The organism is Marinobacter shengliensis, from assembly GCF_030297115.1.
Taxonomy (GTDB): Bacteria; Pseudomonadota; Gammaproteobacteria; order Pseudomonadales; family Oleiphilaceae; genus Marinobacter; species Marinobacter shengliensis.
This window is the reverse complement of sequence record NZ_AP028062.1, coordinates 559620-586089: the sequence shown is the minus strand read 5'-3', so window position 1 is coordinate 586089 and position 26470 is coordinate 559620. Positions and strand designations below refer to the sequence as shown.

The 26470-nt window shown below is 57.6% G+C and carries 21 protein-coding genes; 12 read left to right on the top strand and 9 right to left on the bottom strand.

The annotated features are described in order from the left end of the window. Position 1 precedes the first annotated feature (1 nt). Together QUE75_RS02660 and QUE75_RS02655 are read right to left on the bottom strand one after the other, a co-directional pair. The gene (locus QUE75_RS02660; RefSeq protein ID WP_286253430.1) at positions 2 to 2332 is read right to left on the bottom strand and encodes a Tex family protein; all 2331 of its coding nucleotides are present in this window, start codon (positions 2330 to 2332) and stop codon (positions 2 to 4) included. A 52-nt stretch (positions 2333 to 2384) separates the two neighbouring features. Continuing rightward, entirely contained in the window at positions 2385 to 4118 is a 1734-nt protein-coding gene (locus QUE75_RS02655) for an EAL domain-containing protein (RefSeq protein WP_286253429.1), read from the bottom strand. 144 nt (positions 4119 to 4262) lie between these two features. Here QUE75_RS02655 and rep point away from each other — a divergent pair, with 144 nt between their 5' ends. Then, positions 4263 to 6281 (top strand): DNA helicase Rep, encoded by a 2019-nt coding sequence (gene rep, locus QUE75_RS02650; protein ID WP_286253428.1) that lies wholly within the window; start codon positions 4263 to 4265, stop codon positions 6279 to 6281. 22 nt (positions 6282 to 6303) lie between these two features. Here rep and QUE75_RS02645 read toward each other — a convergent pair whose 3' ends face one another. Beyond that, positions 6304 to 7623 carry a porin gene (locus QUE75_RS02645; RefSeq protein WP_286253427.1) on the bottom strand — a complete coding sequence of 440 codons (1320 nt, stop codon included), beginning with the start codon at positions 7621 to 7623 and terminating at the stop codon, positions 6304 to 6306. Between the two features lie 146 nt (positions 7624 to 7769). Here QUE75_RS02645 and QUE75_RS02640 point away from each other — a divergent pair, with 146 nt between their 5' ends. From QUE75_RS02640 to QUE75_RS02605, 7 genes are all read left to right on the top strand, one after another. After that, on the top strand, positions 7770 to 8702 hold the full coding sequence (locus tag QUE75_RS02640; RefSeq protein ID WP_286253426.1) for a LysR family transcriptional regulator: 933 nt from the start codon (positions 7770 to 7772) through the stop codon (positions 8700 to 8702). Positions 8703 to 8852: 150 nt separating this feature from the next. Then, positions 8853 to 10403, top strand: a complete 1551-nt coding sequence (locus QUE75_RS02635) for an ABC transporter substrate-binding protein (protein WP_106694402.1) — start codon at positions 8853 to 8855, stop codon at positions 10401 to 10403. Further along, positions 10403 to 11320: an ABC transporter permease gene (locus tag QUE75_RS02630; protein WP_286253425.1), complete on the top strand. Its 918-nt coding sequence runs from the start codon at positions 10403 to 10405 to the stop codon at positions 11318 to 11320. The genes QUE75_RS02635 and QUE75_RS02630 overlap by 1 nt, the downstream gene beginning before the upstream one ends. Next, positions 11321 to 12256, top strand: a complete 936-nt coding sequence (locus QUE75_RS02625; RefSeq protein WP_286253424.1) for an ABC transporter permease — start codon at positions 11321 to 11323, stop codon at positions 12254 to 12256. Positions 12257 to 12269: 13 nt separating this feature from the next. Further along, a complete protein-coding gene (locus QUE75_RS20580; protein WP_396631683.1) occupies positions 12270 to 14279 on the top strand; it encodes a dipeptide ABC transporter ATP-binding protein in 2010 nt (669 codons plus the stop codon). Between the two features lie 29 nt (positions 14280 to 14308). After that, the gene (locus QUE75_RS02610; RefSeq protein ID WP_286253423.1) at positions 14309 to 15382 is read left to right on the top strand and encodes a hypothetical protein; all 1074 of its coding nucleotides are present in this window, start codon (positions 14309 to 14311) and stop codon (positions 15380 to 15382) included. A gap of 33 nt (positions 15383 to 15415) precedes the next feature. Next, positions 15416 to 16225 (top strand): alpha/beta fold hydrolase, encoded by an 810-nt coding sequence (locus QUE75_RS02605; protein WP_286253422.1) that lies wholly within the window; start codon positions 15416 to 15418, stop codon positions 16223 to 16225. On the opposite strand, the gene mrtJ is transcribed toward QUE75_RS02605, so the two are convergent. Next, positions 16226 to 16711, bottom strand: coding sequence for a JDVT-CTERM system glutamic-type intramembrane protease MrtJ (gene mrtJ, locus QUE75_RS02600; RefSeq protein WP_286253421.1), 486 nt, complete (start codon positions 16709 to 16711; stop codon positions 16226 to 16228). Positions 16712 to 16855: 144 nt separating this feature from the next. Further along, positions 16856 to 18550, bottom strand: coding sequence for a JDVT-CTERM domain-containing protein (locus tag QUE75_RS02595; protein WP_286253420.1), 1695 nt, complete (start codon positions 18548 to 18550; stop codon positions 16856 to 16858). Between the two features lie 423 nt (positions 18551 to 18973). Between QUE75_RS02595 and QUE75_RS02590 the strand changes: the two genes are divergently transcribed. Together QUE75_RS02590 and QUE75_RS02585 are read left to right on the top strand one after the other, a co-directional pair. Further along, positions 18974 to 21277 carry a galactose oxidase-like domain-containing protein gene (locus QUE75_RS02590; protein ID WP_286253419.1) on the top strand — a complete coding sequence of 768 codons (2304 nt, stop codon included), beginning with the start codon at positions 18974 to 18976 and terminating at the stop codon, positions 21275 to 21277. Between the two features lie 10 nt (positions 21278 to 21287). Then, complete coding sequence (locus QUE75_RS02585; protein WP_286253418.1) at positions 21288 to 21827, top strand: hypothetical protein; 540 nt, start codon at positions 21288 to 21290, stop codon at positions 21825 to 21827. Positions 21828 to 21894: 67 nt separating this feature from the next. On the opposite strand, the gene QUE75_RS02580 is transcribed toward QUE75_RS02585, so the two are convergent. Beyond that, a complete protein-coding gene (locus tag QUE75_RS02580) occupies positions 21895 to 22308 on the bottom strand; it encodes a c-type cytochrome (protein ID WP_106694394.1) in 414 nt (137 codons plus the stop codon). 215 nt (positions 22309 to 22523) lie between these two features. On the opposite strand from QUE75_RS02580, the gene QUE75_RS02575 reads away from it, so the two are divergent. Both QUE75_RS02575 and QUE75_RS02570 read left to right on the top strand, forming a co-directional pair. Continuing rightward, a complete protein-coding gene (locus tag QUE75_RS02575) occupies positions 22524 to 22856 on the top strand; it encodes a hypothetical protein (protein WP_286253417.1) in 333 nt (110 codons plus the stop codon). Positions 22857 to 22865: 9 nt separating this feature from the next. Further along, on the top strand, positions 22866 to 23984 hold the full coding sequence (locus QUE75_RS02570; protein ID WP_286253416.1) for a phospholipase A: 1119 nt from the start codon (positions 22866 to 22868) through the stop codon (positions 23982 to 23984). Between the two features lie 128 nt (positions 23985 to 24112). Here QUE75_RS02570 and QUE75_RS02565 read toward each other — a convergent pair whose 3' ends face one another. The 3 genes from QUE75_RS02565 to QUE75_RS02555 form a co-directional block, all read right to left on the bottom strand. Beyond that, on the bottom strand, positions 24113 to 25468 hold the full coding sequence (locus QUE75_RS02565; RefSeq protein WP_286253415.1) for a phosphohexomutase domain-containing protein: 1356 nt from the start codon (positions 25466 to 25468) through the stop codon (positions 24113 to 24115). Between the two features lie 158 nt (positions 25469 to 25626). Beyond that, a complete protein-coding gene (gene bfr / locus QUE75_RS02560) occupies positions 25627 to 26103 on the bottom strand; it encodes a bacterioferritin (RefSeq protein ID WP_058092587.1) in 477 nt (158 codons plus the stop codon). A 117-nt stretch (positions 26104 to 26220) separates the two neighbouring features. Next, positions 26221 to 26427, bottom strand: coding sequence for a bacterioferritin-associated ferredoxin (locus tag QUE75_RS02555; RefSeq protein WP_058092588.1), 207 nt, complete (start codon positions 26425 to 26427; stop codon positions 26221 to 26223). Positions 26428 to 26470: the final 43 nt, after the last annotated feature.

The window sequence follows — 26470 nt, the reverse complement described above, 5'->3', positions numbered from 1 at the left end:
TTTAACGACCGTTCTTGCGGGCAGAGGCCAGCGCCTGCGCCAACGCACCCGCCATGGCGCCCTGCGCCTGGCCCTGGCCACCCTGGGGTTTGCGACCACCGGGGCGACCTGCGTTGCGGTCGGCGCCCCGGGCTGGCTTGGCCTGGGTCTCGGCACCGGGCTGGTCATCCATACGCATAGACAGCCCGATGCGTTTACGGGGAATGTCCACTTCCATCACTTTGACCTTAACAATATCACCGGCCTTGACCACTTCGCGCGGATCTTTAACGAAAGTATGAGACAGGGCGGAGATGTGCACCAGGCCGTCCTGATGCACGCCGATATCAACAAAGGCGCCGAAATTGGTGACGTTGGTTACCGAACCTTCCAGCACCATGCCTGGTTTCAGGTCATTCAGGGTTTCCACCCCTTCCTCGAAGTTGGCAAAGCGGAACTCTGGGCGCGGGTCGCGGCCCGGCTTTTCCAGTTCGGAGATGATGTCTTTGATGGTTGGCAGGCCAAACTGTTCGGTAACGTAGTCCTGAGGGTTCAGGCTGCGCAGAAACGCCGAGTCGCCAATGATGTCTTCCACCTTGCGACCATTACCCTTCGCGATGGCCTCAACCACACCGTAGGCTTCCGGGTGCACCGAGGAACGGTCCAGCGGGTTGTCGCCGCCAGCAATACGCAGGAAGCCGGCCGCCTGCTCAAAGGTGCGCTCACCCAGGCGGGAGACCTTCAATAGCTGCTTGCGACTGACAAACTTGCCGTTCTGGTTGCGAAAATCGACGATATTCTGGGCAATGCTCGGATTCAGGCCGGATACCCGGGTAAGCAGAGGCACGGAGGCCGTATTCAGGTCGACCCCAACGCCGTTTACACAGTCTTCCACCACCGCATCCAGGCTACGGGACAGCTGCACCTGGGAAACGTCATGCTGGTACTGGCCAACCCCGATGGACTTGGGTTCGATCTTTACCAGTTCCGCCAGTGGGTCCTGCAGGCGGCGGGCGATGGACACCGCACCACGGATGGTAACATCCAGATCCGGCAGCTCTTTTGAGGCAAATTCCGAGGCGGAGTAGATGGACGCACCGGATTCGTTCACCACAATACGGGCCAGCTTCAGTTCCGGATAGCGTTTGCACAGGTCGCCCACCAGCTTCTCGGTTTCCCGGGACGCGGTGCCGTTGCCGATGGCGACCAGCTCAATCTGGTATTTCTGGCACCAGGCCGCCAGCTGGGCAATGGATGGCTCCCATTTGTTCTGGGGCGCATGGGGGAAGATGGCCCCGTGGTCCACCACCTGGCCAGTGCCGTCGATCACCGCGACTTTAACGCCAGTACGCAGACCGGGGTCCAGGCCCAGGGTTGGCCGGGGGCCGGCCGGGGCCAGCAACAACAGGTCTTTTAGGTTGGCGGCAAACACGTTGATGGCTTCGGCCTCGGCGGCTTCCCTTACCTGAGACATCAGGTCGGTTTCAATCTGGGTAGAGAGCTTCACCCGCCAGGTCCAGCGCACCACTTCCGACAGCCATTTGTCGGCGGCCCGCCCGTTATCCCGAATACCCCAGCGCGCGGCAATCCGCTGCTCGGCGGGATGGGGCTGACGGCGATCGTCTTCGACATCCCCCACCACCAGCGAGTAGGTCAGTATGCCTTCGTTACGTCCGCGCAGAATCGCCAGGGCCCGGTGTGAAGGTACTTTCTTCAGGGGCTCCACGTGATCAAAATAATCCCGGAACTTGGCGCCTTCGTTTTCCTTGCCATCCACCACCGCGACTTTCAACTGACCTTCCTGCCAGATAAAGTCCCGCAATGAACCCAGCAACTCGGCGTCTTCGGCAAAGCGCTCCATCAGAATGTGGCGGGCGCCTTCCAGCGCGGCTTTGGTGTCTTCCACGCCAGCTTCCGGGTTCAGGTAACCGGCGGCGGTGGCTTCCGGGTCCAGCGTAGGGTCGCCAAACAGGGCGTCAGCCAAGGGCTCCAGCCCGGCTTCTCGGGCAATCTGGGCCTTGGTGCGGCGCTTGGGCTTGTAGGGCAGATACAGATCTTCCAGGCGGTTCTTGGTGTCTGCCTCCTGGATGGCGGCGCGCAGCTCATCGGTAAGCTTGCCCTGCTCATCAATGCTGTTGAGGATGGTGCCGCGGCGGTCTTCCAGCTCGCGCAGGTAACGAAGACGCTCTTCCAGGGTTCGCAGCTGGTTGTCATCCAGTGAGCCGGTCACCTCTTTACGGTAACGGGCAATAAACGGAACGGTGGCCCCTTCATCCAGCAAGGCAACGGTGGCATTAACCTGTTGCTCGCGTACGCCGAGTTCGTCGGCAATGCGCCGGGAGATACTGTTCATGCAACCTCTGTGTATTATCGCGTTCGGAATTAATGCGCAAAGGTACAGCGGCTTACTGCTGCAGGCAAGCGGACTGGTTACGGTGGTTCAGGAATTGTACAAGGTCATTCCAGGGCATGGGGCGGGCAAAGTAATAGCCCTGGATCTCATCGCAGTGCTGCTGGCGCAGGAATTCCAGCTGGCTTTCGGTTTCAACACCCTCCGCCACCACGCTGATCTGCAGGCTGTGGGCCAGACTGATGATGGCCCGGATGATGTGCTCGGCATCCGCCGACTGCCCCAGTTCCTGGACGAAGGATTTGTCGATTTTCACCAGGGAAATGGGCAGGTGTTGCAGATTGCTCAGGGATGAAAAACCGGTACCGAAGTCATCCAGGGCAAAGCTGATGCCTAGCTGATTGAGTTCCCGCAGGCATCGCTGGGCGTAATCCGGATCGTGCATCATGGCGCTTTCGGTCAGTTCCAGCTCCAGCAGGCTGGTGTCGACGTTAGCGTTGAAAATAATCCGGAAGATGGTTTCGGTCATCTTGCGGTCGTGGAACTGGCGGAATGACAGATTGACTGCAAATACCAGGCCGGGAAAGCCCATTTCAGCGCTCTCCTGCAGGCGCTTGCAGGCCTGCTCTATAACCCAGTAACCAATGGGTACAATCAGGCCACTGCGTTCCGCCACCGGTATGAACTCGTCAGGCCCCACCAGGCCTCGCTTGGGATGATTCCAGCGCAGAAGGCACTCGACGCCACGAACCTCTTCGGTCGCCAGATCGATTCTTGGTTGATAGTAGAGCTCCAGCTCTTTACCGCGTAAAGCGTTACGCAAATCCGCTTCCAACCGGAGCTGGTAGCCAGCAGAAATATGTAACTGCCGGTCATAGAACCGATAACTGGTACCCGGGTCCCGTTTGGCCTCGAACATCGCCCGGTTGGCCCGCCTCAGCAGTTCTTCCGGGCTGTCGCCCGCCTCGGGATAGGTCGCCACGCCCACGCTGGCGCTGACCACAATCATCTGGCCGTCAACGGTCAGCGGCTCATCCAGTGCAACCACCACCTTACGGATAATCTGGGTAATATCGAGCGAGTCTTCCACCTTCTCGATAATAATCGCCAACTCGTCGCCGCCGATGCGCATCAGCGAATCCACCCGACGCATCTTCTGCCGCAGCCGCTCCGCCAGCCGGAACATCAACTGGTCGCTTTTCTGATAACCGAAGGATTCGTTGATACTGCGAAAATCATCGACATTGAGATGCAGGAGTGCCAGCCGGTGGCCAGCTCTCTCCGCCCGCAACAGCGCCTGCTGCAGGCGATCGAAGAACAGGTCCCTATTGATAAACCCGGTTGCCACCTCACGGCCTAACTGGCCGTGGGCCGACTCTGACAGCTGCACGCGATACCAGAGATACTTCACCGCCCGACGAAAGTTCCAGCGATCCAGGGTCTGCCGGCACAGGTAGTCGGATGCACCGTCGCGCAACAGCTCGCCTGCTCGCTCGTTACAGGGTTCCGCGCTCAGGGCAAGCACCGGTTTGTCTTCACTGGAAACGGACAGATACTGTAGAAATGCCTGTTCGTCACCACCGTGAAAAATGCAGTCCCAGACAATGACATCGAAACTGGCGTTGCGGATAAGATCATCACAATCCACCAGGTCCGGGCACCATATGGCGTCCGGACTGATTTCCGGATCGTCGTCCAGCAGCGCGGATAACCACAGAAAATCCGCGTATTCCGGGGTCAGTACCAGCAGGCGTAGACGATCAGGTCTGGTGTCCAGAGACAGTGTCATCGAGCAAAATCCATGTGTCGGCCAACAGCAGAGTCCATTCTAGGAAGCATAGCTGATAGATCGTCAAGGTACAGAAAGTCTGGCTGGTGTAGAATAGCCCCACGCTAAATACATCCCCATGGTTCCCTATTTGGTCTCTACATTGTGAACAAGCTCAACCCGAGACAACGCGAAGCGGTTCGCTACGCCGAAGGCCCTCTGCTGGTGCTGGCCGGGGCGGGTAGTGGCAAAACCAGTGTAATCACCCGCAAGATTGCCTACCTGATTGAAGAGCTGGGCATTCCGGGGCGACACATTGCCGCAGTGACGTTCACCAACAAGGCCGCCCGGGAAATGAAGGAACGGGTCAGCCGGATTGTTGACCGGGGTAAGGCCCGGGGGCTGATCGTGTCCACCTTTCACAATCTGGGCCTGAATATTATCCGGGAGGAACATGCGCACCTGGGCTACCACCCCGGTTTCTCCATCTTCGATGCCGAAGATGCCAAAGCCCTGCTGCAGGACCTGATGATGCGGGAAGCCAGCGCCGAGGCCGGCGACGAGCTGAACGATGTACAGATGACCATCTCGTCCTGGAAAAACGCCATGCGCAGTCCGTCGGAAGCCTACAGCAAGGCTGCTGACGAGCGTGAGCAGCGCATCGCCATTGTCTACAAGCACTACAACGAGTATTTGAAAGCCTACAACGCGGTGGATTTTGACGACCTGATCCTGCTGCCGGTGCAGTTGTTCCGGGACACCCCGGACGTGCTGGCCAAATGGCGCCGGAAAATCCGTTACATGCTGGTGGATGAATATCAGGACACCAACGTGTGCCAGTACGAACTGGTCAAACAACTGGTTGCAGAGCGGGCGGCGTTTACCGTGGTGGGCGACGACGACCAGTCCATCTACGCCTGGCGTGGTGCCCGGCCGGAAAACCTGGCGCAGCTGAAAGACGACTTTCCCAGCCTGAAGATCGTCAAGCTGGAGCAGAACTACCGCTCCACCGGTCGCATCCTGCGCAGCGCCAACACGGTGATTGCCAACAACCCCCACGTGTTCGAGAAGGCCCTGTGGAGTGACCACACCATCGGCGAGGAAATTCGCATCATCCGATGCCGCAACGAAGACGCGGAAACCGAGCGGGTGGCCACAGAGATCCTGGACCAGAAACTGAAGAACGGGCTCGATTTCAAAGACTTTGCCGTACTGTACAGGGGCAACCACCAGGCCCGGTTGCTGGAAATGAAGCTGCAGGCGTATCAGATTCCCTATCGGATTTCCGGTGGGCAGTCGTTCTTCTCCAAGAACGAGATCAAGGATGCCATGTCGTACCTGCGCCTGATGATCAACCCGGATGACGACGCCGCCTTCCTGCGGGTGGTGAACGTGCCTCGCCGGGAGATTGGCCCGCGCACCCTGGAACAGCTGAGCCACTACGCCCGCGCTCGCAACGTCAGCCTGTTCAAGGCACTGGGCGATATGGGCGCGGAAACCCACGTCACCGAGAAAGGCCTGGACCGGCTGCGCCGCTTTGCCCATTGGGTGGACAAAACCTGTGAACGGCTGTTTTCGGAAGATCCGATACCGGTGATCAAGCAGCTGTTCACCGACATTGAATACGAAGAATGGCTGCACCAGCACTCCGGCAGCCCGAAGCAGGCCGAACGGCGGATGGAGAACATCTGGTACCTGGTGGAATCGATCCAGCGCATGCTGGACGACGGCAAGGGTACCGCCGATGAACTGGGCATAGAAGATGCCATCGCCAAACTGATTCTGCGAGACATGATGGAGCAGCGGGAGGAGGAAGACGACAGCGACAAGGTGCAGTTGCTGACTCTGCACGCCTCCAAGGGCCTGGAGTTCCCCCATGTTTTCATCATGGGCCTGGAAGAGGAAATCCTGCCGCACCGAAGCAGCATTGAAGAGGGCAACATCGAAGAGGAGCGTCGCCTGATGTATGTGGGTATCACCCGGGCCAGGGAAACCCTGGCGCTGACCTATGCCGCCTCACGCAAACAGTACGGCGAGAAACTGGAGACCATTCCCAGCCGGTTTCTGGACGAGCTGCCGGAAGACGATGTTCGCTGGGAAGGTCTCGGGGACCAGGACAAAGAGGCTAACCAGAAAAAAGGCAAAGCCACCCTCAGTGCCCTGATTGGTGATCTGGGCCTGTAAACCAATTACAGAGCAACCTTACCTAGAACTTCACCCTCACACCCGTGGTGACAATCGTGATGTCCTCATACTCCGGGCTGTAGCAGGTTCTGCCAGACTCCGTGCACCAGAAACCACGCTCGAAACTGTGAATCTTGGCGCCGGCATAGGCATCAAACATATCCATCGGACTCCAGACATAACCGACACCAATCACCGATCCTTTTTCATCATCCTTGTTACGATTCATGGTCTCGCCATAGTGGATATCAAACGCATGGGTCCGGTTGGGACGATACCCCAGTTTGGCATAGCGGAACTGACCCAACTCGGATCGGGTTGATGAAAAGTTACCTTCCGTTTCCGAGGTGGTGCGCTCAGCGGAATCGTTCACCGCAGCGAGCGTCAGGTTTAAACCGGTGTCGCTGTGAAAATAGGACACCGAGCCACCGTATTTCCTGACGTAAGGGCTAACGCCGGGATTCGGGTCAAACGCGACGCTGGGGTCTACGTTGGTGCGCTCCGCCCGGGAGTACCCAAGGCCCACCAGCACACGGCCACCGGGGGCACGCAACCCCGACCTGAGACCCACTTGCATGATGGATTCATGACCTTCGCCATCACCACCGCTTTTGTGTCCGACACTGGCCGAAAGCGTCACCGGGCCAATGCGGGGGCTGTCATAGCGAATACGGTCATGCCTGCCTTCAAAATTGTAATCGCGAATGCTTCCGGCGATGGTTGTCCGGTTAACGCGCCCTGCGCCATCCGCCCCCCGAAGCTCATCTTCCGTGAAATTTTGACGATCCTGGAAGCTGCCATCGGCATTGAATTGGGTTTTAACGGACGAGTCTTTAAGCTTGTAATACAGACTGCCACCAATCAGACCCGGGTTACGAAAACTGATCACGCCTGTGCCAGAGTAATCCCGGCGCGCAGTGTTATAGGCGGCTCCCTCTCCACGACCGACAGTGATTTTACCGTAAGGTGAATCAATAAAAGCGTCAGTGATTCTCTGCTCAAGTTCGCCTGATGTGGATTTATTGGCAGGCTCGACATCACTGGAAGAATTGGAATATGCCCCTATTTCGATCAGTGCGCCTGCCGTCCACCCCTCAAACAATCGCTGGGTGGCACCGAGATTGAAGCGCGTTGGGCTGTTTCGATTATCAACATGGTAGTACTCAGTATCCGAGCCCCGGCCCAGAATGGCAGTGCCGTCATTGGCTTCAAAACCGTAACCGTCCTGCACGTACATGATTGCCCGGTTGACCTGCCCTCCCACCTCTACTTCCAGCGCTGACGCCGGGGTGGCTGCGGCGGTTAAGATGCTAGCCGCCAGCAGCGTTCTAGAAACGTTCATAATGCCTCCGGTTCTTGTTTTTTCTGACACCTGCGTCAGTGGCTTTATTCAATCTACCTTTCCTTTATCGGCTACTATAGATACCTATGTAAATTGAAAACATCTGATAGATATATGCGTTATATGCATCTAAATTTGGATTTATTATGAACATCAAGAAATTGAAGTGCTTTCGCGCTGTGGTTATCCACGGTTCGCTGGTTGCCGCCGCGTCGGTCATGAACCTCAGCCAGCCGGCCACCAGCCGCTTGATCTCCACGCTCGAAGACGAATTAAAGCTGAAACTGTTCAAACGCGAGAAACGACGCCTGACTCTGACCCCGGAAGGCAAGGAATTCTACCGCGAGACCGAAAAAATACTGGCCAATCTGGACGACCTGCCGCGAATCGTTCGGGAAATAAAAGAGGGTGGCACACGCACACTGCGTATTGTTGCTCTCGCCCGTCTGGCCAATAGCCTGGTATCGCCTGCTCTGGCACGTTTTGTTGCCGAGCATCCGGAACAGCGCTTCAGCGTGGATGTCCGGGGCCACCGGGATATCGAACAATGGGTGGCAGGACGCCACTACGACATTGCGGTCGCGCTGACCCGGCCCTGCAACCATCCTTCGGTCATTCAGCAGCCGTTCTTCGATACCGACGCCATGGTCATGGTGCCGAGGGGGCACCCGCTGGAACAGCTGGATTCGGTAACACCCGCGCAGTTGGCCGAGCATGACATCATCGCCCTGGCCCCCGGCCTGCGCCCGCGCTTTCAGATGGAGGAGATTTTTAACTCAGCCGGCATTGAGCTGAGCTGCAAGATTGAGACAACGTCCAGTGTTATGGCCTGCCAGATGGTCGTGGAGGGGCTGGGGGTCACCATCATTGATCGGTTGGCTGCAATGGCAATGGACCAGAACCGCTTCAGCCTCCGCCCGCTTGCCCCTCACTACAGGCTTCAGTTTGTTCTTCTGTTTCCACCAGGTTTCGAGGAAACACCAGCCATTACCAGCCTGGTTCGATGCCTTCAGGATCAGGTCGTCTCATCCCTGGGGGAACATGCAACGATGACGGGCGATAGGACGAATGCAATTTAAGCATGCATTAAACGCATAGAAATATGCTTTATATTCAATTTTAAAATCCATACCCCCTGCCTAAACTGGCCTCAATTGCTGATCGTGTATCCACGCTGACAGTCGGGACAAGGCGATCAGACTCTCCAATAACTATAATCAGGAGAAAAGATGAGAATCCGGACCCTGGTGCAATCAGGCATCCATTTGCTAGGCGTCGTCATCAGCTCTCTGAGCCTGTGTGCGTACGCAAGCCCGAAAGACAATAGCCTGGTCGTTGCCTTTTCAACGCCACTGACCACCGTCGACCGGCTTTATTCCATCCAGCGCGAAGGACTGATTCTCTCGCGCCTGACGGATGATGGTCTGTTCTACGTTAATCCGGACACACTCGAATTCGAGCCTCTGGCGGCCGAATCCTACCAGTGGATCAACGATACCCAGCTGGACATTAAGGTCCGGAATGACGTGAGGTTTCACGACGGCAGTCCGCTGACGGCAGACGATGTGGTCTATACATTCGAGTGGGTGCTGGACGAAGCTTCCGAGACCAGCCGGGGCCCGGTGATTCGGTCCTGGCTTGAAAGTGTTGAGAAAACCGACACTGACACAGTTCGTTTCAACCTGCACCTTCCCTACCCCATGGCCCTGCGGGACATGGCCATCAGTATTCCGATTCGCAAAGCCGGCACGTACGACGGTACCCGGGGGCGGGAGAACGCCGCCGAGGATATCCCCCTGAACGGCATCGGCCCTTATAAGCTCAAAGAGTTCCGGGCCGGGCGAGAGATCGTGTTAGAGCGGTTTGACAACTATTACCAGGCCAGCCCGAAAGCCAATCCCGCCATCGACACCATTGTGTTCCGGGTTATTCCCGACCAAGGCACGCAGCAGGCGGAACTGCTCAGCGGTGGCATCGACCTGATGATGGACGTTCCACCGGATGTGGCGGACAACATCAGCCACCTGCCGGGCGTGCGCAGAAAAGAAGGCAACGATATCCGGATTGGCTACATCACGCTGGATGCGGCTGGTTACTCCAACCCGGACAGCCCGTTCACCAATGTCAAAGTGCGCCAGGCCATTAACCACGCCATCAATCGCGAAGAGATAACCCGCTACCTGGTTCGCGGCAGCGCCGAAGTGGTTCATTTCGCCTGCCACCCCCGCCAGTTTGGCTGCGACAGTGACGGCCCCCGATATCCGTACGACCCGCAGAAGGCCAAAGCTTTGCTCGCAGAGGCGGGCTACCCGGACGGTTTCTCCTTCAACCTCTGGGCCTACCGGGAAAAGATCATTGCCGAAGCGGTGGTCAGCAACCTCAGAGCCATAGGGCTGGACGTGGACCTGCGCTTTGTAAAGCTGAACGTGTTTTCCAAGGTCCGCAACGATAGAAACATGGAAACCTTCTTTGCCTCTTACGGCAGCGGTGGTACCGCTGACGCATCGGCGTCTGCCGGCGTCCACTTTGCCAGCAATACCGCCCGTAACTTCACCAAGGATGAAGAGCTGGCCGAGACGTTACTGGCCGCCGAACAGACCATTAATCCGGATGAACGTAAACGCCTGTATCGCAACGCTCTGAACCGTATCGCTGAACAGGCCTACTGGGTGCCCATGTTCTCCTACAGCCAGAACTATCTGCTGGCTCCCGGGCTGGAGTTTCCGGTGCCTAACGATGGCGTCCCCCGATTCTGGCAAGCCAGTTGGAGCGAACAGTAATGCTTACTTTCATACTTCGCCGCGGTCTGATGGCCATACTGGTGGCCCTTACCGTTTCCTTCGGTACGTTCGCCCTTTTCCATTACGCAACAGACCCGGCACAGACCATTGCCGGTGAGGATGCCCCACAGGAAATGGTCGACGAGATCCGTAAACAGTACGGCTTTGATCGCCCGGCCGCCGTGCAGTATTTCGATTGGCTGGGAAGTACCCTGACCGGCGATTTTGGCGAGAGTTATTTCTGGAAGCAGCCGGTGGTACAGCTGATTGTGGACCATGCCCCGGTCACCATCACCCTGGCACTGGCGTCGCTGTGCGTCACCGTGCTGATCGCCCTGCCGCTGGGCATCAGCGCCGCCCTGAAACCCAACAGTTGGGTGGACCGCTTTGCCCTGTCAACAGCCGTTTCAGCCCAGGCCATCCCGAACTTCTGGCTGGGGCTGATGCTGATCATCCTGTTGGCGGTAACCTTCCCGATTTTCCCGGTATCGGGTGACGCTACCTGGCGCCACTTTGTGCTGCCCTCGCTGGTTCTGGGCGCCAGCTCTGTGCCAGCGGTCATGCGCCTGACTCGCACCGGTCTGCTCGACGTGCTGTCTTCCGACTATATTCGCACGGCCCGGGCCAAGGGCTTCACCGGCTACCGGCTGATTGTCCAGCAGGCCATGCGCAACGCTCTGTTGCCCATTGTCAGTGTGCTGGCCGTGCAGCTCGGCAACAAACTGGGAGGGTCGGTGGTCACCGAATCGGTATTCAGCATGAATGGCCTTGGCCGGCTAGCCGTTGAGTCCATTTTCAATTCCGATATCCCGACCGTTCAGTCACTGATCCTGATTTTTGTTTTGACCTTTGTATTGCTCACGCTGGCGGCTGACCTTATCAACGCCTGGCTTGACCCGCGGATCCGGATGGGGTGAATGATGACGACCAATCAAGCAATCAATGAATCCGGCCTTACACCAACCACCGCCGTTCAGGAAGACAACAGCCTCGGCTTGAGCCCAACCATGGCCGCCCTGAAACGGGCGCGCAGCCATTACGGGCTGAAGATCGGCCTGGGCATTCTGCTGGTGATGGCGATCTTTGCACTGTTCGCGCCCTGGCTGGCACCTCACGACCCTTACATGCAGAACCTGCCAATGCGCATGTTGCCACCGGTCTGGGGGGAAGGCGGTCAATGGCAATACCTGCTTGGCACCGACCATCTGGGTCGGGATTACCTGAGCCGACTGATCTACGGCGCGAGAATCTCCATGACCATCGGTATCGGTGCCGCTACAGTCGGCATGATCATCGGCGTCACGCTCGGCCTGATTGCCGGCTACTACGGCGGCTGGCTGGATCAAGCGGTCAATTTCCTGGTGACCTGCCAGCTCGCCGTTCCCAGCCTGCTGCTGATCATGGCCCTGGTGTTTGTGATCGGCCAGTCCGTCACCGTGGTGATCTTCGTGATCGGCGCCACCCACTGGGTGTTCTATCTGGTGGTCACCCGCTCCGCCACTCTGCGCCTGCGGGAAATGGACTTTGTTGCCGCCGCCCATGCCATGGGTTGCAGCAAATTCCAGATCGCTGTGAAAGAAGTGCTGCCGAATCTGGCGAACCAGATTATGGTGATTTTCACCCTGGAAGTGGCGGTGGCCATCCTCAACGAAGCCACCCTGTCGTTCCTTGGCCTGGGTATTCCGTCGCCCATTCCGTCCTGGGGGCTGATGATTGCTGAAGGCAAACAGGCCATGTTCTTCCAGCCCTGGCTGGTGGTTTTGCCGGGCATCGCCCTGTTCGTTCTCGTGATTGCCATCAACCTGCTGGGTGATGGGGTTCGCGACGTGACCGTGACCAACCGGAGAAACTGATATGGGTACTGATATGAGCAGAGCATCCATACTGGACATCCAGAACCTGGCGGTCGAAATTCCCACCGACTCCAGCACCCTGAGGGCGGTCCGCAACATCAGTCTTGAACTGAACAGGGGCGAGACTCTGGGTATCGTGGGCGAATCCGGTTCCGGCAAATCCATGACCGCCCTGGCGCTGATGAACCTGCTGCCGCCAGCGGCAAAGCGCTCGGCGGCCTGCATCAATTTTGACGGCAGCGACCTGACCCACGCCACCGAACAGGAACTGGCCAGCAAGATTCGCGGGCAGAGAATTGGCATGATTTTCCAGGAGCCGATGACCAGCCTCAACCCGGTCTACTCCATCGGCCGCCAGCTGCGGGAAACCATGACGCTGCACCGCAAGGTGTCCGACGCCGACGCCCAAAAGCGCGCTATCTACCTGCTGGAAAAGGTGGGGCTGCCCGATCCGGCCAGCCGGCTGAAGCAATACCCCCACGAGCTTTCCGGCGGACAACGCCAGCGGGTGATGATCGCCATGGCCCTGATGAACGAGCCGGAACTGTTGATCGCCGACGAACCCACCACGGCGCTGGACGTTACCATTCAGGCCCAGATTCTGCATCTGCTGCAGGATCTACAGAAAGAATTCGGTATGTCGATGATTCTGATCACCCACGACCTGGGCGTGGTCTCCCGGGCGGCCGATCAGATTGCGGTGATGTACGCCGGTGACATTGTGGAGTCAGGCAAAACCGCTGATGTGCTGAAAAACCCGAGGCACCCATACACTCAGGGACTGTTGGAATGTATCCCGGGTTACCAGGGCGCCGCCCGGAAACGCCTCGGCGCCATTCCCGGCATCGTGCCGTCAATGACCGGTCGGATCTCCGGCTGCGCCTTTGCCTCCCGTTGCCCCCGTGCCGCGGATGTTTGCAAAACCGATACACCGCCAACCAAGGAGCTCCATCCCGGGCGGTATTTCGTGTGCCATGAACCGGATGAAAACGCCGTTGAAAAAGCCGGGGCACCAGACCTGGCCGGAGTGCATGCAAGGCCCTTCAGCGGCCAACCGGTTCTGACCGTTGAGAATGTCAGCATCCGCTTTTCCGTCCGGCGAGGGCTGTTTGGCAAGCGGCGCCCCTTACAGGCACTCGATAATGTCAGCCTGACCCTGAATAAGGGGGAGGTACTGGCCCTGGTGGGGGAATCCGGCTGCGGCAAGACCACCCTGACACGCTCCATCATGGGGCTTCAGCAGCCTGATACCGGCTCGGTCACTCTGAACGGGCGGCACATCGGTCAATTGCCGCCCATGGAACGGGCACGGATGATTCAGCCAATCTTCCAGGACCCCTATTCCTCTTTGAATCCCCGCAAAACCATTGGTGAGATCATCACCAAACCGCTGGCCGTTCATAAGCTGGGTACCCGCCAGGAACAGCAAGAAAAAGCCAGGCGGATGATGGAACTGGTCGGGCTGCCCTTGCGGGTATTCAACAGCTACCCCGATCAGCTCTCCGGAGGGCAGCGCCAGCGTGCCGCCATCGCCCGGGCGCTGGTCTTGAACCCGGAAGTGATCATCTGCGACGAACCCACCTCGGCACTGGACGTATCGGTGCAGGCCCAGATTCTGAACCTGCTGCTGGACCTGCGGGACGAGCTGGACCTGACCTACCTGTTTGTGACCCACGATCTGTCCGTGGTGCAGCACATGGCCGACAGGGTGGCCGTGATGTACCTGGGCGAAATTGTGGAATGCGGTAACCGGGACCAGGTGATGTCCGCACCGAAACACCCCTACACCCACGCGCTGATGAACTCGGCACTGAGTATTTCGCCCGGCGAATCCATACCCGATCCCGGCTTGTCCGGTGATTTCCCGAACCCGATGAACCGGCCCAGTGGATGCCCGTTTCACCCACGTTGCCCGATCGCCAATCAGCAATGCCGTGAACAGGCGCCTGGCCCCGAAATCATCGACAACACGCTGGTTCAGTGCTGGAAGGCGAAAACCGCCGGCAGCCAGCTCAAATCCTGACCCAAACAAAAACACAGAGGGCTAGCGCCATGAAACTCATCGCCATTCTGCTTGCAGGGCTGTTATCCGCCCTCTCCGGCTGTGCCTCGGTGCAACCGGGTAATGCGGCACTCAGTGAGGACGACGAATCCAACCTTTTCAAGCTCCCAACGTTTGAACGTTACGGGTCTTTGGTCGTACCGGCCGGCACCGAAGCAAAGCCCGTTAACATGCGGCTCTGGTACTCTGCCCCCGATCAGATCACCCCTGACACACCGGTTGTCATGGTCATGCACGGCGGCCGCCGCGATGCCGACCAATACCGGGATTACTGGGGCAGCTACGCCAGGAAATACGGCGCTCTGATCGTTTCCCCGGAAATTTCCCGGAAGGACTTCCCCACCGGATGGGGCTACCAGGCCGGCAACTGGGTCACCCCGGATTCCAGCTCCACAGACGCAACCAAAGGCCAGCGGGTACCCGTGGAAGAAACCTCGTTTGCCGCCCTCGAGCGAGCGTTTGACCAACTCAAAGAGCGATTTGATCTGAACGCTGACACCTACGACATCTGGGGCCACGGCAGCGGTGCCCAGTTTGTCTCCCGCATGGTCATGTTGTATCCGCAAGCGCGCATTGGCACAGCCATCGCCGCCAACGCAGGCACCTACACCTTTCCGGACTGGACCCTACCCCTGCGTTACGGACTCAAGAACACCGGTGTACAACCGGAAGACCTGAAAGCCGCCTATCAACATCACCTGGTCATCATGCTGGGCACGGAAGACAACGACACCTCCCATCGCCTGCTGAGTCAGCTCGACATCGCCAAGGCGCAGGGCGAGCACCGCGTGGCAAAAGGGAGGAACTTCTTTCAGGCAAACAAGGCCCAGGCAGAAAAGCTGAACACCCCTTACAACTGGGAACTGCAGACGGTCTATGGCATTGGCCACAGTGGCCGGCGAATGTCGAAGGCGGGTGCCGAGTACCTGCTGGAGGGGAAAACCGAACAGCCCCTGTTCACCAACGACATGGAAGTGAACGAGCCCTATCGCCGGTCCGGCAAGCCGGGAAAAACCAACGAGTTACTAAAAGGTTCGGACGACGGTGAAGCGTCACCCTTCTAGGGAAAGGCGTCTTGATCTCTGGACCAATCAACCATGAGCGAGTCAAACTTCATGAAACAGCCAATCCCCCGGTCGATTGTCCGCCTCGCGCATGGTCGACTCAGCTATCTGCACAGCGGCAGCGGAACACCGGTGCTCTTTCTTCACGGCCTCAATGGCAACGGCTCTAGCTGGGTCGACCAGCTGTCAGCGCTGGCCCCATTCATGGAAATGTGGGCCTGGGACGCTCCCGGCTACGGTGAATCCGATGTGGCCGGTAGTTCGGTCACGGCGTTGGCGCGAGTTGCCATCGAGTTTTTGTCGCATTGTCATCAGGGACCGGTCAATGTCGTCGGCCACTCCATGGGCGGGCTGGTCGCCATGAAAATAGCCATTCTGAGGCCGGATCTGGTGAACCGCCTGATACTCTCGTGCACCCATCCCGGCCACGGCCTTACCGACGGAGCCAACGAGCGATATCAAAGACGGTTGCGGGAACTGGCGGAATTGCCGAAGGCAGAATATGGCAAGCGGCGGGCCACCGGGATGCTGCCCGAGGGTACCGATGATACGATTTTCCAGCGCGTCGCTGACATTGCAGCGGAATCAAGGCAGGAGGGTGTGGCAAATGCTGCCCTGGCCATTCAAACCGCCAACCTGATACCGGAGCTCGCGCGAATTCAGGCCCCGACACAGGTGATTACCTGCGACCGGGATTCCGTCGCACCACTGACAAAAGCCCAACCGCTGTTGGACCATATTCCTGACGTACACCATTTGGAGCTCAGGGGCCTGGGCCACGCGCCTTACCTCGAAGACGCAAAACAGTTCAATTCTGCGGTATCCAGCTTCCTGCTGGGCTGATCAGCCGGGCTCGATCGCAATGGCCGACATTGCGACAATCAGGTTGAAGGCCATATGCATCATGATGGGCGACACCAGCCGCTGGTGACGTTCAAAAAAGTATCCGAAACAAATACTGGGAACAATCACACCTGCCGCGAGGAGCAGCCCACCTCGCGGCAAGTGTGCGATGGCGAACAGTGACGAGGTCACAAGATTGGCCAGGGTCATGGGCCCGTAGCACCGCCGTCCTATCGACGTTTTGAGCAGCCCGCGCTGCATCATCCCCCGAAAGACGAATTCCTCCAGGAACGGAAAAACAACCACGAATACGACCAGTGGTAGGACACCGGCGTCGAAAACCCCTGCCGTTGGCTCTATCCACCATACCCACAGAAAGCCGATGGGGATTGCAACACTCATGGCTGCCTGAAACTGCCAATCCCTTAGTATGTCGATACTGGACCACGCCACGCTGGTTTGACGGCCTTCTCCGCTACGTTGCATGAAGTTCCTGCCTTGCGTTCATTCAATCGCATCATGCCACACCGTCACTGCCCGGGTTGAAAAGATCAGCGTATTCCCCTGCCGGACACATAAAAAAAGCTCCCTGCCGACGACAGGGAGCAAAGATGACGGCCGGACTGATCGTCAGGCGTTAGTCCGCCGCGCACCCCTCGCCAAACCGATCAAAGCCATCAATACCAGCATGGGCAGCACAGGGTCCTGGCCGCCACCCAGACTGCAACCGAATGAACTACCGCTGCTTTGACTGCCAAGCTCTGAGCGATTAAGACGGGTATAGACTGCGGACTGTATCTCTGACACCGCTTGCCCATCTGACGCCAACGCCCGGAGCTCTGTTGTCTCGATTAACTCGATGGTCTCCCCAGGCTGCAACGCCAGGCTGCTGGTATCCGGATCAGAACCGTCTGTGGTGATATACAGCGTGGTCCCCGGGCGGCCGTTCACGGTGACGACCAGCCTGTCCAGGAAACTCTGACCGCCATCCGGGCTGAAGGTAGGTCTGGCAAGCGTCAAGGCCGATAACTGTACGTCATCCACGAACACGGTACGGACCAAACCGTTATCCGGAGCGCCACTGCCGCCGGACTGATCGCGGACGCTGAGGGTAAGACGCATGGAACCGCTGCCAGCAATGCTATCCGCATCGATATCGTCCGTGGTCCTGATGAATAGCCACTGCCGGGGATCCGCCGTGATCTCCAGCTCCCCTTCGAGGTCATCCAGGGTGTCCCCATTGACACAGGCATCGTCCGTGAAGAACTCGGCACGTAAGGCGGCCATCAACCCAACAGCAGGTTCATCGCTTGAGACATTGACCGACGGCTGGAGAACACCGGACGGGATATCATCCCGGCTTATGCACTGAACCAGTCTGGCATCCTCGTATTCGCCGGTGAGACGCTTGAAGTAGAGGCCATTATCACCACTCAGCGCAAAAGGAAGGGGACCCGCCGAAGCCAGCGGAGTGATGCTGTTACGGGGTGACAATGCCAACTGCCAGCCACTGGCATCGGCTGTCACAAAGTCTCCATCCTTAAGGGCCGGATGGCTGAAGTCGTTATTAATCAGCACATTTTCGCCATTCTGCTCTACCCGAATATCGTCCAGCCAGATTCGCACTTCCTCGGGATCACTGGCGGCATTAAGGCTAAAGGGGCGAATGGACAAGCGAACCGCCTTTGCTCCTTCCGAAATCTGGTCGGCGGGGTGAACCATCGGGCCGGTTGTCTCGCGATTCGCCTCCTCCACGAACGCCCATTGATTTTGCTCAACACCACCGTCACCAAGGTGAAATCTGCGGTTTACATCAAACTCACCGTCCGTTAACCGGTTGTCGGTGCTGTTGGCTTGTATGTCCCTGTTGCAGGTTTCCAGATCACTGTAAAAGTTGGTGTTCAGCTGAACCCGGAGACTGTTGTTGACCGCACTGCGATTGGAGAGCACCCAGTAGCTGAATTTGATGTCAAGGTTCTCATCAATGGCGACACACTGCTCGAGTCTGTTGGCATCGAAATCATTGGTTATTTGCTCAAAGGAGAACACGCCCGTGCCCGATACCGGTGCTGGTGAGTCGGTGATGACAGACCCCTCTACCGACACGGTCGCGGATGGATCTCGGGTAGCGATCGTGAGATCCCGCAGGAAGGTCCAGGACGGGAGAAAACCAAGGCCAACATCGCCACCAATGTCGACCACCTCAAAATTGGTATCTTCCGGGAAGGGGGTTACGTCTGAAAAATCACCGTTGGGTGCAGCCAGTGCCAGACTCGACAGACCAGCAGTCGCTAAAATGAACAAGCCTTTAAGGGGGGGATGCATAATCACGCTCCACTTTTTTGTTTTCGTAAGGTCTCCTCGGTAGATGTCACCTTTTATCTTCAGCAGACTTGATTACTATCCCGGTAACAAATCTGGCTCAATTGGCGCGGTCTACCCCCTATTTGTCCGCCATTACCAATACCAAAGTAAATTGAAATAATACGATATACCTATGCATATTTTGCATCGAAATCGAAAAGCCCCAACATATCAGGACACTGGGAAGGTGTCGGGGGCTAGGACAAAAACGGCAACCAGAATATAGAAAACGCCACGCTCAGAGAGCCAGCCAACCGCCACCTCGTCATATTGCCGGACAATATGACATTTTTTGAAACTTTTCCCGCTCCCCTTCGTATGAAATAGATACGTGGTCGCATAGACCACTGCATACCATACAAATACAAGACAAGGGAGCATACGATGAATCGAACAAAAATCGGGTTATACAGGGGTATCCCCATTTTGTTGGGCGCCGCCTATCTTTCAGCCTGCGGCGGTGACGGTGCTGAATCGGGTGATACCGCCAACCCAAGCACCGAGGCGCCAGCAGTCGCAGACGCGGCCCAACCGTCGCCCAGGCCGCTGCCCGCCATCCCGGAGAATTACTCACCTATCGGTGTGTTCAGCGCACCGTTCGCAGAACCCACCATCGTGGTGGATGGGGAAGTGGTCGAAACCGACGAAAAGTGCATCACCACCGAAGACGGTCTGCAGGAATGTAAGCCGGCCGCCGGCACCATGGCGCTGCTTCCCGACGACCGCCTTCTTTACCTGAATGCGCTGGAGGGAACCGAAAACGTTGAGTTGTCCATTGTTGCAGAATTCGGCGAGGTATCGGTAAACGACCAGACACGGGTGCTGTCACTGGGTAACGACGATCGCCCCGACTGGCTGAAACCCTCTCCGCTACGCGGTGGTGCCAACCCGGATGGCAACGACAGTGAGACGTTGCTTGGCGGAACGCCACTGGACGGTTTGCTGGACACCGCCGACAACACCAACCGGAACGATGGCGCCCTGTTCTGCTCTGACGTGATCGGGCTCGCGGATGGCAGTGTCATGGCCGTAGGCGGCACCGACTATTATTCCGAGCCGGGCATTGATGGCTTACCCCTGGGGGTAGCTGAGCTGGAAGGCATCAAGAATTCCCGGATCTTTGATCCGACCACCAATACCTGGCGACAAACGGGAGACATGAACTTCGGCCGCTGGTATCCCTCCATGGTCACGCTGCCAGACAGCAAAATCTTTGTTGCCAGCGGCGTCACCAAACTGCTGAAGCCGGTTTATCCCGAGGAGCCCATCAACTCCGGCCGCAACGTGGTGCAAACGGAAACCTTCAACCCCTGCACCGGCGTATGGAGCCAGAATCCCAGCACCGCTGATCGTTCTCTGCCTTTGTACCCCCGCTTGCACCTGCTGCCCAACGGCCACGTGCTCTACAATGCCGGCGGCCAAGCCTTCAATCCGTTTGGCCAGGGTTATGACCAGGCACTCTGGAACATCGTCGCCACCTTTGACCCTGCCAGCCAGCGCTGGAACGACATTGGCTATGCCGGCCTGCCGTTGCGGCTGGACGAAGTCGGGTTGGGACAACTTGCCAGCACGCTCAATCTGACCAACCTGACCGAAGAGCAGCTCCGGTTGTTTACCGAAGGCCTGTTATCCAGCACGGATGGACTGATCAGCTCCGTCACGGATCTGCTGACCAGCCCGGACGATTCGCTCCTGACAACTGACACGCTGATCAAAGCCATCGGCGGTGGTATGCGGGGCTCCACCTCCTCGACCATGCTGCCGTTAAAGCCGGACGAAAATGGCGAGTACAACGACGTTGAACTGCTCACAGCCGGTGGCGTGCCCAGCTATGCACTGCTGACCAGCCCTGGCGGCTACCTGCCGACCGATCAGAGCCGGATTGACCGGATTGAAACCAACGGCGACCAGATTGGCTATGAATCACGGCTGACCGGCGCCCTGAACCAGCCGCGCTGGTATGGCACCAATGTGGTTATGCCTGACGGCAGCGTGATGGTATTCAGTGGTGGCACCCGAGACGGCGTCGTCTTGCCGGGACTTGAAGGCGCCATCATGACCGCGGAGCGATTTGATCCGGACACCGAAACCTGGACCGAAATGGCCAGCGGCCATCGCCCAAGAACCTATCACAACACCGCCGTGTTGATGGCCGATGGCCGGGTCATGATTGGCGGGCACGCTCCGATCAACACAGCGTATTTGTCTCACATCAGCCTGGAAGACTTCGGACTGGCCCCGAACGATGGCCGGGACCCAAGCTTCGAGATCTACACACCGCCCTACGCCATGCGTAATGATCGGCCCACCATACTGTCTGCACCGGAGCAGCTCAGTGTTGGCGATAGCTTTACCATTCAGGTGGACCAGGCCCTGGACATCGACAAGGTGCTGCTGATCCGAAGAACGGTGATGACTCACCTGATTGATGGCGATCAGCGGGCGATTGAGCTGCCGGTCAAGGCTCGCAACGGCCGCAACCTGCAACTGGAAATGCCCGGAAAACAGAGCGTTGTGCCCGCCGGGCAGTATATGTTGTTCGTCAGCAAATCCACGCCGGAGGGGCGGGTACCCTCGGTTTCTGCACCGATTGCGGTGGTAAACGAAGCGCTCCAGTGCCAGGGCGATGCCACCATGGCGCAGCTGGGCCAGGACATGCTTGAGCTGTTGCCTGGTGCATCCGGCTAAGGAGGCGATCATGCAGATGACGAAAAAGGCGCGGACATTGGCTGAGGCCGCTGTGTTTGCACTGCTAGGCACAGCTTTACCCTCAACCTTGCTGGCGCACGGAGCCGTTGAGGTAGACAACGCGCCCGAGCACATCCTGCAGGCGAGCATCAGCCAGTCTGCAGCGATCCCCGGGCTGTCTGCGGTTATCCTGGATGCGCCACAACCGGGCATTCTGGTGTCTTACCGTGGGAACAATGTTCTTACCGTGGAGGATACGGAAGGCGAGGGGCTGCTGAGGTTCAGCCCGGAAGGCGTGATGGCAAACCGTTCGAGCACAGACTGGCCCGGCCTGAGCGAGGCAAGACCGGGTATGGTCAACAGCCACAACAAGGACAGTTCCTGGGTAAAGGTGTCTGCGACGCCAAGCTTTGGCTGGCTGGATCCTCGCCTGGGTGTTGAAAACGGGGAGGGACTCTGGCGAATTCCCGTTATTACAGATTCGGGCGCTCAGTCTGAGATCAGTGGGCGCCTAACCAGAAACCCACTACCCAAGGATGACCACCACTGATCCGCACAAAATAAAACAGCCCCTTTATGAGGGGCTGTTTTATTCATCCAAACATTCTCAAGCCGAATTACTGGCTCTCATCAATGATGTGCTCAATAGCAGCAACGATTTCCTCATCGGAGCAGCTGGCACAGCCGCCTTTGGCCGGCATGGCGTTGAAGCCGTTAATGGCATGATCAATCAGGGTGTCCATGCCCTTGTCAATGCGAGGCGCCCACTGGTCGGCGTTGCCGATAACCGGAGCACCGGCGGCACCGGTGGTGTGGCAAGCCATACAGGCTGCATCGTAAACTTCGCTACCGGAGCGAGGGCCAGAGCTGGCGGCGGCCGGAGCAGCTGCTGCTTCACCACACTCCTCACCCTGCAGGCACACTTCGCCCACTGGTTTGATGCGGTTACGGATCTCATCTTCAACACTTGCCAGTGCAGCACCAGCGGCCAGGCCAAAACCCAGAACAACAACAGCCAGGACTCTCTTCATCTTCACAATGCACCTCGCATTTGAGCGTTATAATCTTTCGGTGGCAGCATTATAGCGATTGAGCCCCCGCAAAAAAACCAAAGGCCAGAAACAGAATTTGATTTCAACCATTTTAGTGACAGTTTCGTAGGTTATAACGGAACTGAAGCCAATTCCGGTTACCATACCTGTTGACCGTGTGGTTTAACATTATTCCGGCCAGAACAGGGAGTCACATGTCTGACAACACCCCCCACCGCCTGCGCAAGCCGCTGCTGATCGTCGAGTTCTCGAGCCTGGCGATTCTGTTGGTTTCGATGGCCTGGTTTGGCAACCAGTCCACTGCTGAGACGCCGGTGAGCGCTGCCTGGCTTCTTGTTCCGGCGGTGGCCAGCCTGGGCGTTTTCCTGAGCTTCATCGGTCTGATGTATCTGCGCTGGGTGGCGTCTGCCAGTGATGATCGCAACTCCCGGCATAAACTGATTTTCCTCCTGCTGGCCCTGAGCCTGCTGGGGATCTGGGTATACAGCATTGCCAATACCTGGCTCAGCCTGACCGCCACCAACTGAGGGGCTCTGATGAAAAGATATGGACATGGATTGTCAGTCGCTGCGCTGACCGTAATGCTGCTGGCTTCCAGCGCTTCGATCTCGGCCCAGGAAACACCCGGGAAAGAGGGCGCATCGGTCAACTGCGCTTTGATCCGTGACGGCATCCAACGGCTAGCCTGCTACGACGCCCAGAACGATCCGGAAACAGCCCGGACGTCGGCGGAGCAGGAGGAAGTGGAACAGGCCGAGCAGAAAGCCGATGCCATGGTTGCTGACGATGCCAGCCGTGAGGAGATGGTCGGTGATGCCCTTGGCGACGATCCGGATGCCGGCGTAATGGCGGCACTGGTGGATAATTACCTGACCGCCGAGCAAGCCATTTTTTCCTTTACCGGTAGTTTCGTAACGCATCGGCCAAATTATATCCTGCCGATTACTTACGTAGACGACCCCAATCCGAGGCCTGTCAGCCCGCGACTGGGCACAGGCGGGTACGACTATGGTCTGGAGCAGGAAGAAGCGAAATATCAGATCAGTTTCAAGGTTCCACTGCTGACGGGCATTTTCGACGATCGCACAACGTTCTGGTTCGGTTATACCCAGCAATCCTACTGGCAGGTATACAACACCAATGATTCGGCTCCGTTCCGGGAGACCAATTACGAGCCGGAGATTTTTTTCCGTCACCGCCTCAATTGGGATATCGGCCCGGGCACGCTAAGCGCGGTTTCCCTTGGTTTCAATCATCAGTCCAATGGCCAATCGGAGCCCCGCTCCCGAAGCTGGAACCGGATCACGGGTACGGCGGCATACAGCTACGATCGCTGGCTGTTTATGGTGCACCCGTGGTACCGGCTGCCGGAGAGCAGCAGTGATGACGATAATTCGGATATCGAGAAGTATCTGGGGCATGGCAGTTACCATGCGGTTTACAAGCTGACGGAGGACCGTACGTTCTCGCTGAAGCTTTTGAACAATATGCGGTCTACCAATCGGACGTCGGTGGAGTTTGGCTACAGTTTCCCGATGGGGGATACGTTGAAGGGCTTTTTCCAGTACTACAACGGGTATGGGGAGAGTTTGATTGATTATAATGAGCGTATTGAGCGCTTTGGGGTGGGTATTATGCTGAATAACTGGCTGTAGTAAATATAGTTCAAGACCGGGGTAAGGGGGAGGGCTTCCAAAACGGAAACCGTGGCTTTCCTGATAGTTTTGGAAGCCCTCCCCCTTACCCCGGTCCCGAAGCCCATCCGTGGTTTCAACTCACAGTCTTAATTCTTGTTCAGTCTGTCCATTTCCTGCAGTAACTCTTCCGTTTTCGCCTCCATCAACGCTTTGTCTGCCCTGGATTCCACGTTCAGGCGAACCACCGGTTCGGTGTTGGACATCCGGAGGTTGAAGCGCCAGTTGTCGAATTCGACGCTCAGGCCATCTACGAAGCTGACGCTCTTGGCTCCCACGGAGTATTTGCCTTCGATGGCGGCGATGACCTTGGGGGGATCGCTGATGGTGCGGTTGATTTCGCCGCTGGCCGGGTAGGCTTCGATTCTGGCGTCGATCAAAGACGACAGGGTCTGGCCGGACTGGCACAGGCGTTCGGCGATCAGTAGCCAGGGGATCATGCCGCTGTCGCAGTAGGCGAAGTCACGGAAGTAGTGGTGGGCGCTCATTTCGCCGCCGTAGACGGCGTCTTCGTCGCGCATTCTCTGCTTGATGAAGGCGTGGCCGGTTTTGCTTTCGATGGCTTCGCCGCCGGCGGCTTTGACCAGGTCCAGGGTGTTCCAGGTGAGGCGGGGGTCGTGGATAACTTTGCCACCGCCGGTCTTGCGCAGGAACTGGTCGGCCAGCAAGCCCACTACATAGTAGCCTTCAATGAACCGGCCGTTTTCGTCGAAGAAGAAGCAGCGGTCGTAGTCGCCGTCCCAGGCGATGCCCATGGCTGCACCGTGTTCGATCACGGCATCTGCGGTGGCGGTGCGGTTCTCCGGCAGGATCGGGTTGGGTACGCCGTTGGGGAAGTGGCCATCCGGCTGGTGGTGCACTTTCACGAACTCGAATGGCAGGTGCTGTTCCAGTTCGTCAATCACCAGCCCTGCACCACCGTTACCCGCGTTGCAGACGATGGTCATGGGCTTGAGGCTGGCGGCGTCGATGTAACCCAGCAGGTGGTCTACATAGGCACTCATTACTTCCAGTGTTTCGTAGCGGCCCTGCTCCGGTGCGTTCGTGAAAGGTTCCAGAACCCGGTCCCGAATGTCGTTCAGGCCGTTGTCGGAGCTGATCGGCCGTGATTCGGGGCCAACCATTTTCATGCCGTTGTGGTCTTTCGGGTTATGGCTGGCAGTCACCATGATGCCGCCGTCCATGCCATAGTGGCTGGTAGCAAAATACACCTGCTCGGTGCCACAAAGGCCAATGTCATATACATCCGCGCCGGCGGCCATCAGGCCGGAGCTGAGAGCCTCTGTGATTTCGGGGCTGGACAGGCGGATGTCGTAGCCGACGATCACTTTCTTTGCGCCTGTGATCTCCACATAGGCGCGGCCGATTTTCTCTGCCAGGGTGGGGTTGAGTTGATCAGGTACTCGGCCACGAAGGTCGTAGGCCTTGAAACAGGACAGGTCCATTGCAGTCTCCCGGTCAGTGGTATCCGGCAGGATCCGGATGATTCAGAACGTCAACCGGAACATTCTAACCGTTATCAGGCGATTTCGGGGACCCAGACCGAAAAAACCGGGCAAATGAAACCCGGCACACGCCCGTCATGGCGAGTGCCGGTCAGATGTTACTCAGATGCACCGGACTGCAGCTGAATATAATTCTGGATGCCCATCTGGGAAATCATTTCCAGCTGGGTTTCCAGCCAGTCGATGTGCTCTTCTTCGCTCTCCAGAATACGGCGGAAGATTTCCCGGGAGGTGTAATCCTTGACCTGATCACAGTAGGCAACGGCTTCGACGTAGTCTGCATGGCCGGCCAACTCCAGTTTCAGATCGCACTGGAGCATTTCTTCCACGTTCTCACCGATCAGCAGCTTGTTCAGGTCCTGCAGGTTAGGCAGCCCCTCAAGAAAGAGAATACGCTCGATCAGCTCGTCGGCGTGCTTCATCTCGTCGATGGACTCTTCGTATTCCTTTTCAGCCAGCTTCGTGATGCCCCAGTCCTTGTACATTCTGGAGTGCAGGAAATACTGGTTGATGGCAGTCAGCTCGTTGGCAAGAGCCTTGTTGAGGTATTGGATGACTTTCTTATCGCCTTTCATAACCGGATTCCTTGTGTGTTGAATGCCATAACACACAAGGATAGACCGTTAAGTGCCGATAAAAAACCGCGACTGTAAAAAGATCGCAATTGAAAATACGGGGGAATAACGAAATAGTCAGGCCGGTTGGGCAAGCATATTCGCCAGCGAGAGGTAATCCGGCGACCGGCTCTCACGGAGTATTTCCCGGGCCGTACAGGCGCAACGGCCACACTGGGTACCCACACCCAGCTGTTTGCCAAGTTGGCGCATAGAGGATACCCCTTCTTCAGCGGCTTCCCGGATTTCTCGATCAGTTACCCCGTGGCAAAGGCAGACGTACATAGCTGTCTCTCACTAACGCCATAAAAGTTAGTGATAATTATTG

Coding starts and splice junctions, on each gene's coding strand:
- QUE75_RS02660 (WP_286253430.1), bottom strand. CDS start 2,332: ATGAACAGTATCTCCCGGCGCATTGCCGACGAACTCGGCGTACGCGAG.
- QUE75_RS02655 (WP_286253429.1), bottom strand. CDS start 4,118: ATGACACTGTCTCTGGACACCAGACCTGATCGTCTACGCCTGCTGGTA.
- QUE75_RS02645 (WP_286253427.1), bottom strand. CDS start 7,623: ATGAACGTTTCTAGAACGCTGCTGGCGGCTAGCATCTTAACCGCCGCA.
- QUE75_RS02640 (WP_286253426.1), top strand. CDS start 7,770: ATGAACATCAAGAAATTGAAGTGCTTTCGCGCTGTGGTTATCCACGGT.
- QUE75_RS02635 (WP_106694402.1), top strand. CDS start 8,853: ATGAGAATCCGGACCCTGGTGCAATCAGGCATCCATTTGCTAGGCGTC.
- QUE75_RS02630 (WP_286253425.1), top strand. CDS start 10,403: ATGCTTACTTTCATACTTCGCCGCGGTCTGATGGCCATACTGGTGGCC.
- QUE75_RS02625 (WP_286253424.1), top strand. CDS start 11,321: ATGATGACGACCAATCAAGCAATCAATGAATCCGGCCTTACACCAACC.
- QUE75_RS20580 (WP_396631683.1), top strand. CDS start 12,270: ATGAGCAGAGCATCCATACTGGACATCCAGAACCTGGCGGTCGAAATT.
- QUE75_RS02610 (WP_286253423.1), top strand. CDS start 14,309: ATGAAACTCATCGCCATTCTGCTTGCAGGGCTGTTATCCGCCCTCTCC.
- QUE75_RS02605 (WP_286253422.1), top strand. CDS start 15,416: ATGAGCGAGTCAAACTTCATGAAACAGCCAATCCCCCGGTCGATTGTC.
- mrtJ (WP_286253421.1), bottom strand. CDS start 16,711: ATGCAACGTAGCGGAGAAGGCCGTCAAACCAGCGTGGCGTGGTCCAGT.
- QUE75_RS02595 (WP_286253420.1), bottom strand. CDS start 18,550: ATGCATCCCCCCCTTAAAGGCTTGTTCATTTTAGCGACTGCTGGTCTG.
- QUE75_RS02590 (WP_286253419.1), top strand. CDS start 18,974: ATGAATCGAACAAAAATCGGGTTATACAGGGGTATCCCCATTTTGTTG.
- QUE75_RS02585 (WP_286253418.1), top strand. CDS start 21,288: ATGCAGATGACGAAAAAGGCGCGGACATTGGCTGAGGCCGCTGTGTTT.
- QUE75_RS02580 (WP_106694394.1), bottom strand. CDS start 22,308: ATGAAGAGAGTCCTGGCTGTTGTTGTTCTGGGTTTTGGCCTGGCCGCT.
- QUE75_RS02575 (WP_286253417.1), top strand. CDS start 22,524: ATGTCTGACAACACCCCCCACCGCCTGCGCAAGCCGCTGCTGATCGTC.
- QUE75_RS02570 (WP_286253416.1), top strand. CDS start 22,866: ATGAAAAGATATGGACATGGATTGTCAGTCGCTGCGCTGACCGTAATG.
- QUE75_RS02565 (WP_286253415.1), bottom strand. CDS start 25,468: ATGGACCTGTCCTGTTTCAAGGCCTACGACCTTCGTGGCCGAGTACCT.
- bfr (WP_058092587.1), bottom strand. CDS start 26,103: ATGAAAGGCGATAAGAAAGTCATCCAATACCTCAACAAGGCTCTTGCC.
- QUE75_RS02555 (WP_058092588.1), bottom strand. CDS start 26,427: ATGTACGTCTGCCTTTGCCACGGGGTAACTGATCGAGAAATCCGGGAA.